A 12,612-nucleotide genomic window follows, 5' to 3' on the forward strand; every position below is an offset into this window, starting at 1 on the left:
TGTTGAATACACTTTTAATGTATATTCAACAAGTTGTATATGTCAAGGAGACTTTTTTGCAAATCTTGTTATTGGGTGAAAAAAACCAATAATTGAGTTAAATTGATGATAAAAACCGAAGAAAAAGCAATGGCATTAACTCACACGATTTTAGTTACTATAGCGACCGAACCCCATACAGGGTATGAAATTTGGAAAAATTTTGAAGAGACATTGAATTGTTTTTGGAAAGCGAGTCAACAACAAATTTATCGAGAATTAGGAAAAATGGAACAAAAAGGATTAGTTAATTCAGAAATGATTTTTCAACAAGGTCGTCCTAATAAAAAACTTTATTCAATTACAGAACAAGGAAAAATAGAATTAGAAAAGTGGATAAGTTTCCCATCTGAACCCACAGTTATTCGAGAAGATTTATTAGTTAAAATTAGAGCCGGATCTTTAGTAAATCCAGAAATTATTCTGCAAGAACTAAAACATCGTCGTCAAATTCATCAAGAAACTTTAACCCGTTATCAACAAAAAGAAAAAGATTATTTAAAGAATATTGATAGTTTAACTCCATCGGATTATTGTCTTTATTTAACCCTGAAAAGAGGAATTATTTATGAAAATGAATGGATTGAATGGTGTGACGAAGCTTTAGAATATTTCAGTAGTTTAAAACTAGATTCTTGATAATTCTGATGTGAACTGTAAATTAGTAGCAACATGAGCTAATGTAGAAATATCTTCAATATTTTCTAAATAAGGAATCATTCCCAAAATAGGAATTTTGGTCAGAGACTCAATCAAAGAAATAGGAGTAAAATCAACAATTTCTTGCTCAGATATAGGTTGAAAACAACTTAAAATAATCCCCTTTAAATTAACATTATGTTGACGGGCCAAAGCAACATTAGCAACCGTTTGAGCGATCGCCCCTAACTTAACAGGAACCACCAAAACCGTCTCTAAACCCCAGTTTCCTGCAATATCAGCCACAGTTAACTCCCAAGTCACGGGGGACCCTAACCCACCCAGTCCCTCCGCTAAAACGAGCTTTTTACGCTGCTGTAAATCATTTAACCCCTGCTGTACCAGATCCAAAGGAATAGGACGGTTTTCCCTTTGTGCAGCCACAGGAGGGGCGACAGGGGTATCATAACGTAGGGGGTTGACTATCTCTAGATCGGGGAATAATTTTTGATAGTGTTCGCGATCGCCGATCCCAGTTTGTATTAATTTAATCAACCCTAACGACTCTATGGGGTGATGGGTTTGCCAATAAGCAGCTATTGCGGAGGTAACAACAGTTTTACCTATTTCGGTATCAGTCCCAACGATAAATAAGGTGGTCATGTTCCCAATTAATAATTAACAATTAACAATTAATAATTAATAATAGTTGATCGGAGGAAGTTACTCCCCGTCTCCCCGTCTCCCCGTCTCCCAGTCCCCCAGTCCCCCAGTCCCCCCCTAAAAATTTAATCTAGGTTTAAAGCTGCGATCGCTTCTTTTATTTGTCCCTGATTTGGTTTGTCTTCTTCGCAGACTTCAAAGGTTTTTTGAGAAGCTGTTGGCCAATGTAGCAGTTGTAAACAAAGATCGGCGATCGCATCTCGACTAACTTGGCCTTTTAAGTTATCTCCTTGCTCAAAAAATAAGGCTTTATCCCCAGGTTTCTCGGTTAAAGCGCAAGGACGAATAATCGTATAATTTAACCCACTCTGACGTAATACGTCTTCTCCTTTCAACTTCCAGGTGAGAATACCACCCAGTTGATCGTTCATTTTTACAGCCGGGGGTTGTTCTTCTAAATTTATATCAGATCGACCGGGACGAGTAACACCGGCAGAACTAATTAAAATAAATTGTGGGGTGTTAACTTTGCGTCCGTAAGCTTTAATATTACTAACATCTAAGCGAAATAAACCAGGAGAAAATTTCGGGTTTAAACCCCCATCGTACTCGAACTTTGTTTGCATTAACTGCATAGAATAGATACAACTGGGGTCAAACTTTCCCATTTCTGGTACGGTTTTGGCACGAAAGACCGGTATCAACTCAGAAAAAGGAATACGTACCGTTGTCGGGATGTTAGAAAAGGTATCAAAAGAGTAACTATAACCAACACCATCCCATTTCCCTTCGCAACGAATGATAAATTTATAGCGTTTACCGTCTCCTTCTACTCTTAATTCTATGCCTTCATATTCAGACAGATCCACCGGAGGAGTTAAATTTTTCGTTCTAACCGAAGCAAAACCCCCATTATTAGCGATGGAAACGTTTCCTGAAAACACCGCTTTATTTTGTTCTAAACGCATATTACTTTCACTAACCCCTCCCATCACCACATCATCTACTGCACCCCAAGTCTCTTTTATTGCTTCTGTGGGATGACTAAAATCAAATAATAATTTGGTATCGGATCTCAGATATTTTTTTACTACCTCCGTTAAGTTTTTCATGCCTAAATATTCCACTGTTTCAGGAGTATCCACAACTTGTGGCATATAAAACTTAATTCCCTGGTAATATTTATCACGGTTAGGGGTGTCTCCTTCTACCGGTTGTACACGGGTTCCTACACAAGAAATAACGGCCGAAACATTTTCTAATAGTCTGGGGGTCAAGGTTTCGGGACGGGTAACGTCTCCCTGAACAAGTTCCACTTTCTCATCAAAAAGGGGTTTAGCTGCTTCCATATCCCGTACTAAGGCACGAACATAATAATTTTGTTCTAATAAAAGACGAACCACACGCTTACCGACACCTCCTGTGGCTCCGGTAACTAAGATCATACTCATAGTTTCATTATTTAGGTTAACTGAAGGGCGATCGCTTGGCTGAAATAGTTTTTGCAGATCACTAACAAACGGAATCAATTCAAAATAGTTTAAGGTGTTTAGAAAACGCCCTAAGTCCCATGATTTACGTTCTTGCTCACTCATCGAAAAATTGGGTCTGAAACCCCGTCCTTTTAGGACGGCTTTACAATCCCCTAACGGGAGCGAGTTTTGAAACACCGATAAGGCCGAGACTCGCAAACTCGTTTAAAGTCCCTTCCCACAACACAACTAAGATGTCCTGTCTAACAGCACCCAACCAATTGGGTTTACAGATAGTCCGAACTAGGGAGGTATTCGGAAGTGTGTGCTAAGCTGTGTCTCAATGTGGTATTCACTTCTTGCGTCACCTAGATTGGTCTAGGCAATCCCTGCACTTTCAGGGCAGGGTTGGTGAAAATCTGCTCTTAAGCTTAGATCGTTAATGATTTTTTAATCACTAACTAATCATAACAACAACAGCAATCAGGTTGCTAGTGCAGCGTAGTGGAAATAACCCACCAGTCCCAACAGCCTCAAACCCTTACCAGCCGCTAAGTTATTCTGCGATCACTCCGAACAGAAAAAGGTGAAAAATCTTTCATTTATCTTTCATAATCGTTCATATAAACTTCATGTAAAGATCATTCAATAATGTTTTTCTATTAGATAAGCAAAAACTTGAAACCGTTTACAACAAGTTTAGAGGTTACCCGTATGAATCTTTATCCTTTTAAGTCTGAAAGCCTTAACCAGATGAAAGCTGCTTATAGTACCCGTCGTGTTGACTTGAGTAAAATTGCTACGATATTAAATGGCAATCTACACCCTCAAGTTGGGGATTTAGTTTTAGCAAAAATCGATAAAATTGGTCAGCATACTCGTATTGAGTTGGCTACAGGAAGAAAAGCGCAATTATTCCCAGGGGATGAAATTATTGTTAGTTATGGTAACCGTTATGCTCCGGATCAATTTGAAGCTATGATACCCGAAGATTTATCCCCTTGCCATTTAGTAGCAGCGGGCGGTTTAGCCTCAAAAATGTTGTCAAAACATACTAAAATTTCTTCGGCGACTACCATTACACCTTTAGGGTTACTCGGGGATGATAATGGAAAACGAATTAATCTCAAAGATTGGACTTTACCTGCTACCAATTATATTGGTCAACTTCCCCCAACCATAGCAGTTGTTGGCAGTTCCATGAATTCTGGAAAAACCACTACTGTTGCCAACTTAATTAAAGGTTTACATCTATCCGGGCTAAAAGTTGGGGCCGCAAAAATTACAGGAACCGGTGCAGGGGGTGATATTTGGTTAATGAAAGATGCAGGGGCAAACCTTGCTCTTGATTTTACGGATATGGGGTTTCCTTCTACCTATAAACTCTCTTTTGAGAAGGTAGAAAGAATTTTTCTCACCTTAATCCATTATTTGGCAGCCCAAGAAATGGATGTCATCGTTTTAGAAATTGCCGATGGTTTGTATCAAGAGGAAACCGCAGCATTAGTGTCTTCTTCTATATTTTGTCAACGAGTTCAAGCAGTTCTCTTTGCTGCTAATAGAGCGTTAGAGGCAACTGCCGGACAACAATGGTTAAAACAATACCAACTACCTTTATTGGGAATTAGTGGAACCCTTACCATGTCTCCTTTAGCCATGAAAGAAGCAGTGACAGCCACAGGATTGCCCATTTTTACCGGTCAGCAACTGCAAAAAGCTGCCATAGAACTGATTTCACATCCAAAGACAATTAATGACCCGTTTACCACAACGTTAGGAGATAACAAGACATTTCAAATGTGTTAATTATTCTCTTAATTGTCTTATGGTGAAATGAATAAAACAAGACCCCTCCAGACCCTAGGGTGGGCAAATTTAGAGATTTATCTGGACTACATAATCAAGTAGAAAACTTTGCCCATCCTACAAAACTGCTTTTTAATGTTCTCTTAACCAAAACGCTGATTGTGAACTGAAGTAATGAACAAAACAAAGACTCCTCCAGCTATTTATGGCCATCGAAAATGGCTATTAATTAGATTGATTATTAATGGGTTTGCCCAAACCTTAGCCACCCTAGCTAACGCAGCGATCATAGAAATGACATTTGATCGTCTGATTATTGATCATCAATCTCATAGCTTTGGACTATTTATCTTACCCATTATCCTTGCATTATTGGCCGCTATTGGGGCCATTGCATGGTTACGAATGACAGAACGCATCGATGCGGAGTCCCTTGGACAAGATTATGCGGATGAAATTCGTTTAACGTTGTATCGTCAGTTAAGTCGTCTTAACCCCAGAATTTTGCAAAACCGCAGTCAAGGGGCTGTTTCCCTCCGTTTTGTTGGGGATTTAAACGCTTTGCGACAATGGGTTAGCTTAGGGTTAGCCCGTTTAACGGTTACGACTACTATTACCCTAGGGGTGATGTTGGTGTTAACTTTCATTAGTTGGCCGTTAGGGTTAAGTGTGAGTGGAGTTTTAACTATCGGGCTTTATATATCTCTCAACTGTGGACAACAACTGCAAATCAGAGCAAAAGAAGCTCGTCGTTATCTGAGTCGATTGGCTGGTAATATTAATGAAAAAGTTGCAGCGATCGCGGTTGTACAGATTTTTGGTCAATCCCACCGTGAAGAAAAACGGATTGCCCGTCAAAGTCTTCAACTCAAAGAGGCTAGAATCGAACGGGCTAAAGTGGCCGGACAGTTACAAGGGGTTATGGAAGCTACCGCTTCTTTAGCGTCTGCTATGGCTTTATTTGTGGGGGCAATGGAAGTGTCTGCCGATCGAACTACACCAGGAACGGTGGTTGCTGCCATGAGTCTTGTGGGGTTATTAGTTCCCCGTCTGCGAGAGTTGGGACGAGTGCAGGAATATTGGCATAATTTTCGAGTATCTTACGATAAAATTGAGGAATTTCTAGATATTCCTAGCTTAATTACTGAAAATACTCATGCACCTGATTTAATCGTTAAACAAGGACATCTGGCCTTTGAGTCAGTGAAGGTGGCTGAGGTATTATTTGATATTACGGTTGAGGCGAAAGCAGGCAAAGTGGTGGCTTTAGTCGGTCCGAATGGTGCCGGAAAATCCACCCTTTTAGGGTTGGCTGCTCGTTTATTCGATCCAGATGGGGGTAAGATTCGTTTAGATGGGCAAAATTTAGCTAATTATAGTTTATCTTCTGTTCGTCAAGCGATCGCTATGGCTGGACCAGATTTACCCCTACTCAGAGGCAGTATTAAACGAAATTTACTGTATCGTTGTCCTGATGCGTCTCCCGAAGAAATTAGTAGGGTGTGGCAACTGTGTGGTATCTATGAATTATTGGCTGAGTTACCTCAAGGAGAGGACACGAAAATATCAGAAGGGGGTAAGGGTTTATCTTCTGGACAGCGACAACGCATTGCTTTAGCTAGGGCAATATTAGGTAATCCGGCGGTTCTATTATTAGATGAAATTGATGCTAATTTAGATGTAAAATCTTCTGCTATTGTTGATCGGGTTATTAATAATTATTCGGGAACTGTTTTATTAATTACCCATCGTCCTGAACGTTTAGCGAATGTTGATATCATTTGGTATTTAGAAAATGGACGGTTATTAGAAGCAGGAGAGGCTAAAAAAATGTTACAAAATTATTCAGTTACTCGTTTATTTAATTCCCAGAAATTGTTAACACAATGACCTTAATCATAATTTTTATTCAAAATTAAATTCATCGCAGCTTTGGAAATTTCTGAATTACTGTGATTAACTCCTTCTACTTCAATTAATTGCCATTGAAAATCAATATTGTCTTCTATGGCAATGTTTCTTGCTGTTTCATAAAAAAAACGTCCCCTTACTAATCGATTTTTTCCTTGTTGATTGGCTTCAGGAGTTTTACGTAAATGTTGATCATTTTCATCTGTATCTTTTGTTCCTAAGAGAATTATTAATTTTTTCGTTAATATCTGTTTTAACTTATCTTTTTCAATTCCTGAATTACCTAATCCATAGGGAAAAGATATATTAAAATTGGGCATTGTATACCATCCAGAATTCGCTGCGATCGCTGTTTTAAATCTTGCATTTGGATTAAACATAACTAATCGATGGACAAATTGCCCTCCGGCTGAATGGCCATAAATTGTATAGTTTTCTGTTTCTAAATTTTGATTAATTTTAACCGCATCGAAAATGCATTCAATGGTTGTAAATGTCCATTGATTAGGATTAATTGATTTTCCTGAACGTCGAAACATATTACCCTGTTGATAATGGCGACTTTTGGGATAATATTGTTTAGAAAATTCGGGAACTAATAAAATAAAATCATTTTGTTTTGCATAATTAATCCAAACATCTCTATATTCTCTAGCATTTCTTTCTACACCATGTAAAACAAAAACAATAGGCGTTACTTTTGTAAGGTTTAAAGGAAAATAAGACCAAACTGTAATTGGTTTTTCTAGGTTTCCTTGGTAATCAGTAAATATAAATTTTCCTTTTCCTGGAATTAATTGAGTAATTTTAATCGATTCATTTACTAACATTATAATATATAAAAGTCTAAAATTTAGAAAAAATATTAATTCAAGAAAGAGATAAATTAACTTGTTCTAATAGATCTCGAAAACGAAACGGTTTCTCAATATATTTTTTGACATTAAATGCTTGTCCTTTGCTTCTAGTTTCTTCTTGATCCCAAGCAGTCATAATGAGGACAGGAATTTGATTTCCTTTGTTCCTTAATATTTCCAAAAAAGTCCAACCATCTATTACAGGAAGTCCTAAATCAAGAAGTATCAAATCAAATTCTTTATTTTGAGTCATAGACAAGGCTTTTTGTCCATTATTAGCAATAAAAGTGACAAAACCTTGTTTTTTTAGCCCTTTTTCTATAAATTGTGCTAAACGGGGTTCATCTTCAACAATTAAAATATGACACATTGAGCAATAATATCCTAAGTTTAGACGCTGGAGTATCTTTAGTCTAACTCTTTATGGATGAAATAAATTTCAAGATTTAATGAGAATTTTATCATTTTTCTTTCAAAAAATAAATCCACAATTCAAATCAACTCGCTATCTATCCATCGATAACCAATACCTCTAACGGTTGCAATTATATTTTTACCCAATTTTTTGCGTAAATAACCAATATAAACATCCACAATATTAGAACCAGGATCATAACTATAACCCCAAACATGATCGAGTAATTGTTGACGTGTCATAACTTGTCCCTTATGAGAAATAAAAATTTCCAGTAGCATAAATTCGGTATTAGACAACTCAATTAATTGATGATCAAGATACACTTGACGACTCCGCAGATCAAGAACAATATTTCCTGATTGTAACTTCATGGGGACAGGGGTAAAGTTATTAAGATTATTGCGTAAACGTAAACGTATTCTTGCTAATAATTCTTCAAAACGAAAAGGTTTAGTTACATAGTCATCTGCACCTCCTTCTAACCCTGCAACCTTATCTTTTATATCATCTCTTGCTGTCAGAATAATAATAGATAAATTCATACCTTGACCCCGTAATTCTTCTAAAATAGTCAAGCCATCTTTTGAAGGTAGTCCTAAGTCTAATAACATTAGATCAAATTGTTCACTAAACGCCATGTCTAAGATAGTTTTTGGATGAGAAGCAACCTCAACAGTAAATCCATTTGCTTCTAAACCTTTTTTTACAAAAGCAGCGATTCTAGGTTCATCTTCAGCCAGTAAAATTCGATTCATCAGTTTTTATTTCCTTATATATTCTAGATTTGATGGTTTTTAATAGTCGATGTCAGGTCTATCATTTGTGGGTAAAAAAATAGTAAATTTAGAACCTTGATCAACTTGACTAACACATTCTATTGAACCTTGATGCGCTTCTACAATGGCTTTTACAATTGATAAACCTAATCCAGATCCTTCCATTTTATCCTCAGAATTTCCTTGAAAAAATCGTTCAAAAAGATATTCTTTATCTTCATCTTCTATGCCATTTCCATTATCTTTGATCCAAATTTGAATATCATTTCTATCTTGATGAGAACCAATAATAATGGTTCCATTTTCTTTTGTATGTTGTACGGCATTTTGAGCTAAATTCATTAAAGCTTGAGTCAGTCTTTGACGATCGCCAATAATTTTTGCAGTTGCCTTATTTTCTAATAACCATTGACGAGATCCTAACCCCATAGCCTTATGATAAATTTCTTCAGTAAAAGCGGGTATATTTATAACTTCTTTTTGGAGAAAATCAGGTCTTTCTGACTTCGCTAACAATACTAAATCATTAACTAAACGATTCATTCTCTCAATTTCATCTAATACTAATGTGATGGTTTCTTCTTGTTCTTGGGGATCATCTCCCATTAATTCTAAATGTCCTTGAATAATGGTGATTGGGGTTCTTAATTCATGACAAATATCATTCAAGAAATGACGTTGACTTTCAAACGCATTCTCTAAACGATTAAGCATTTTATTAAAGGTATTAATAAGATCATAAATTTCTCCCGAACCCTCTAGAGCAAGACGCTGGTTTAAGTCAAATTGTCCAATTTCATTAGCAACTTTTGTTAAAGATTTTAGGGGTTTTAAAATTCTTCCAGAAGCTACCCACGCTAAAATAATAGCAAAGATTAATCCTACAAATAAAACCTGGATAAATATCAGTAAAATCTCAAACGCTTCTTCTCGTTCTCCAACATTATAATGAACTGCGATAAAAACCCCTGCAATTTTGTCATTAATAATAATTGGTTTCAGTGAATATTGAAAATAATCTAAATATGAATTGAGTTGTTTCGGTTGTGTTATTGATAGGTTATTAAACTCTGTCCAAGTTTTCATTAAGGCTGATTCTTTTTGAATTTCTTTCGGTAAAAAACCAGGGACAGAACGATAGAAGCGATTATTAACAATTGTAATCAAGTAATTATCATCTTCAGGATTAGATTGAGATAAAAATTTATCTAAAATGGTTTCCAATTGAGTTGAATTAGGATCATTTTGTAAGTCATTGGAATGTTCTACTAAAAATTCCTCAAAATTTTCGACTTCTTTTTTTAAGTCTTCTTTGACCCTGATATTAACTTGATGAAAAACCAGTTGATAGACAATCGGAATTGCAATTCCCGTAAATATCAACATTAAACTAGCATACCAAAGCAAAATTTGAGAACGTGCTTGCCATAACACACTTTTAGACAAGGTTTTTTGTAGACTCAGTAAGTTAGTTAACAAGCTGATGATCATTTATAATTACATCCTACAACAGTTTCTTGATGGGCTTAATTGTATTGATGTTTTTTAAGGATGTCAATCCCATTATTAGTAGAAATAAGTAGAAATAAGTGGTATAAACCTAGTCCATCTTTAAACCTGGAGTTTTGAGATAGGATCAGGTATGATGCTCTCAAAGTCAAATTAAGTAAAACTTATTAAATTGTCAGAAAATTCTTGGTCAAAAGTGGCATAAATTTTTGAGTAACCTTTTCAGCAAAACCTAATTATTATTATTTTTTAATTATTAATTAACCATAGCAACAACAGCAACCAGATTGCTAGTCCCTTAGAGTTTTCCACGCCTTCCTTGAGATTGCCTAGAGTTGCGCTGAATAATCAATTTCAGACATCTTGCTCCCTTGGTTCTACTTGAGGAAATATAAGCCTCTAGCTTGGTTGCTGTTATTGAGAGTTAACGAGACAGACATAAACTTATACAGGGTATTCTCCTTTGAACTTGTTGTTTTACCTTGCTAGTTATCTGCCAGGGAAGCTTTGTTTATTAGCTTCATCTTCAATCTAACATCTTACTTTGACATCTCCTAGTTTTCGCAATCAAACTTTACATTACAGGGATCAAGAAAATATTGGTTGTTTTTTAGGTATTTATCTTTAATTAGTAGATCATAGCTTATAAATTTTTCGATAATGTTGCTTCTACTTGAACATCAAATACTGTAAGTGAACTACCCCAACTATATATTAGAACTCTTGCAAAAATATTTTATGCTATGATTAAAGGCTATTTGTTTGATAATTTAACAAATTAATTAGCCAAATCGTAGTTGTAAAGTCCGGCTATTAAGTTTGCTCTTAATCCAAATATAATGTAACCCTCGATTGAACTAAGCTTAAAGTCCAGGTATATTGGAGAGCGAGTAAGTGCCAACTGCTACCGTATTAACTATCCTAAAACCGACACCCATGACCTCATCTAATCCAGACTTATCGCCCGCACCACTCAATATATTTATTTCTTACTCTCATCGTGATGAGAAACTACGGGAAACTCTAGGACTTCATCTTTCGTCATTGCAACGGCAGGGAGTGGTTAAATCCTGGCATGATCGAAAAATTAGCGCGGGTATGGAGTGGGCACACGCAATTGATGAAAATCTCAATTCAGCCAAGATTATTCTGCTGTTGATTAGTGAAAACTTTATCGCCTCTGACTATTGTTATGATATTGAAATGAAACGGGCGATCATACGCCATGAGGAGGGGGAAGCGCGGGTGATTCCGATTATTTTGAAGCCAGTAGATTGGAGTGGTACTCCCTTCGGCAGGCTCCAAGCATTACCTAAAGATGCGAAGCCTGTGACGACTTGGAGCAATCGGGGTGAGGCATTTTTAAATATTACTGAGGGGATTAAAAAAGTGGCTAGGGAAATAGCGATGATTATGCCAAAAAAACAGCCTGCTGTTATCAATCAACCTTCAGCAATTCCCAATGCTGTGGAGTTGACTAAAATAAACGGCCAAAAACAGCTTAATATTCGTGAAACGGATATTTCTGTAGTGGAAAGTTATGGTAACTTTTACATTGTCAGATCTCGACTGGAAAAGCGTTGTTATGAAGAAGTATTAAAGCCTGGGATGCTGATTCGCATCAAGTCTCCCGACAAGATGGGAAAATCTTTTATGATGAGTCGGGTTTTAGATTCTGTCATTCAGAACGGATATCGCACAGCCATTATTGATTTACGAGAAGTGAACCAACAAATTCTTTTAAATATCAATCAATTCTTGCAGTGGTTTTGTGCTTATGTAAGTGACCAATTAAATATCGATCAAAGTCCTGAAGAGAATTGGAAAAAGTTTCTGGGAGCTAACCCTAATTGCACAAAATATTTCGAGAAGTATCTCCTTTCTAATACGGATGAGCCACTGGTGATTGCGATCGATAATTTTGATTGTATTTTCGATCACCCTAATATTGAGACTGATTTTTGCGGCTTGTTGCGTGGCTGGTTTGAAAAAGTGAATACCAATAAGGTGTGGGCAAAGTTACGCCAGATTATTGTTTATTCGCAAGAATCCTATGGAACTAAAGATATTAACCAATCCCCTTTAAATGTTGGCTTTTCAATTGAACTTGACGAACTAGATTCATTACAAGTATTAGCTTTAGCTAATGCCTATGGACTATCGTGGACTGAGGTAGAAACGGAAAAACTTATGGATATGATCGGGGGACATCCCTATCTAGTCCAAATGGCCCTCGACCGGATTGCACACCAAGATATCGCTCTTGACGAGTTATTAAAAATTGCCCCTACTGAAGAAGGAATTTATGGGAAATATCTGAACGAACGGCTGCAGCGTTTGGAAGAAAATCCTGATCTCGCAGAGGCAATGAAGCAAGGAGTAAATTCCGATTTTCCCGTTAGCTTGGGAGGCAAGGAAACGTTTAAACTCGATAGCATGGGATTGATTAAACGACAGGGTAATGATATCGTACCGCGATGTAATTTATACCGCTTTTATTTTAGAGACAGATTGAGGTAATA

Annotated in this window: 10 protein-coding genes; 4 read left to right on the forward strand and 6 right to left on the reverse strand. The window is 36.7% G+C overall.

Annotation, left to right across the window (positions count from 1 at the left end; all coding sequences use genetic code 11):
- The first annotated feature begins 105 nt into the window (after positions 1-105).
- The gene (locus QNJ66_RS02150) at positions 106-678 is read left to right on the forward strand and encodes a PadR family transcriptional regulator (RefSeq protein ID WP_300502601.1); all 573 of its coding nucleotides are present in this window, start codon (positions 106-108) and stop codon (positions 676-678) included.
- Here QNJ66_RS02150 and bioD read toward each other — a convergent pair.
- A complete protein-coding gene (gene bioD, locus QNJ66_RS02155; protein WP_300502603.1) occupies positions 667-1,341 on the reverse strand; it encodes a dethiobiotin synthase in 675 nt (224 codons plus the stop codon). The genes QNJ66_RS02150 and bioD overlap by 12 nt on opposite strands.
- 125 nt (positions 1,342-1,466) lie before the next feature.
- Entirely contained in the window at positions 1,467-2,936 is a 1,470-nt protein-coding gene (locus QNJ66_RS02160; RefSeq protein WP_300502605.1) for a CIA30 family protein, read from the reverse strand.
- 591 nt (positions 2,937-3,527) lie between these two features.
- Between QNJ66_RS02160 and QNJ66_RS02165 the strand changes: the two genes are divergently transcribed.
- Both QNJ66_RS02165 and QNJ66_RS02170 read left to right on the forward strand, forming a co-directional pair.
- Positions 3,528-4,619: a DUF1611 domain-containing protein gene (locus QNJ66_RS02165; protein WP_300502607.1), complete on the forward strand. Its 1,092-nt coding sequence runs from the start codon at positions 3,528-3,530 to the stop codon at positions 4,617-4,619.
- Between the two features lie 174 nt (positions 4,620-4,793).
- Positions 4,794-6,509, forward strand: a complete 1,716-nt coding sequence (locus QNJ66_RS02170; protein ID WP_300502609.1) for an ABC transporter ATP-binding protein — start codon at positions 4,794-4,796, stop codon at positions 6,507-6,509.
- A 2-nt stretch (positions 6,510-6,511) separates the two neighbouring features.
- Here QNJ66_RS02170 and QNJ66_RS02175 read toward each other — a convergent pair whose 3' ends face one another.
- From QNJ66_RS02175 to QNJ66_RS02190, 4 genes are all read right to left on the reverse strand, one after another.
- The gene (locus tag QNJ66_RS02175) at positions 6,512-7,360 is read right to left on the reverse strand and encodes a hypothetical protein (RefSeq protein WP_300502610.1); all 849 of its coding nucleotides are present in this window, start codon (positions 7,358-7,360) and stop codon (positions 6,512-6,514) included.
- 40 nt (positions 7,361-7,400) lie between these two features.
- Positions 7,401-7,757: a response regulator gene (locus tag QNJ66_RS02180; RefSeq protein WP_300502612.1), complete on the reverse strand. Its 357-nt coding sequence runs from the start codon at positions 7,755-7,757 to the stop codon at positions 7,401-7,403.
- Positions 7,758-7,879: 122 nt separating this feature from the next.
- Positions 7,880-8,560: a response regulator transcription factor gene (locus tag QNJ66_RS02185; RefSeq protein WP_300502614.1), complete on the reverse strand. Its 681-nt coding sequence runs from the start codon at positions 8,558-8,560 to the stop codon at positions 7,880-7,882.
- Positions 8,561-8,599: 39 nt separating this feature from the next.
- A complete protein-coding gene (locus tag QNJ66_RS02190) occupies positions 8,600-10,015 on the reverse strand; it encodes a HAMP domain-containing sensor histidine kinase (RefSeq protein WP_300502615.1) in 1,416 nt (471 codons plus the stop codon).
- A 969-nt stretch (positions 10,016-10,984) separates the two neighbouring features.
- On the opposite strand from QNJ66_RS02190, the gene QNJ66_RS02195 reads away from it, so the two are divergent.
- Positions 10,985-12,610 (forward strand): AAA-like domain-containing protein, encoded by a 1,626-nt coding sequence (locus QNJ66_RS02195; RefSeq protein ID WP_300502616.1) that lies wholly within the window; start codon positions 10,985-10,987, stop codon positions 12,608-12,610.
- Positions 12,611-12,612: the final 2 nt, after the last annotated feature.

The sequence above is a fragment of the Crocosphaera sp. genome, assembly GCF_030064895.1.
GTDB lineage: Bacteria > Cyanobacteriota > Cyanobacteriia > Cyanobacteriales > Microcystaceae > Crocosphaera.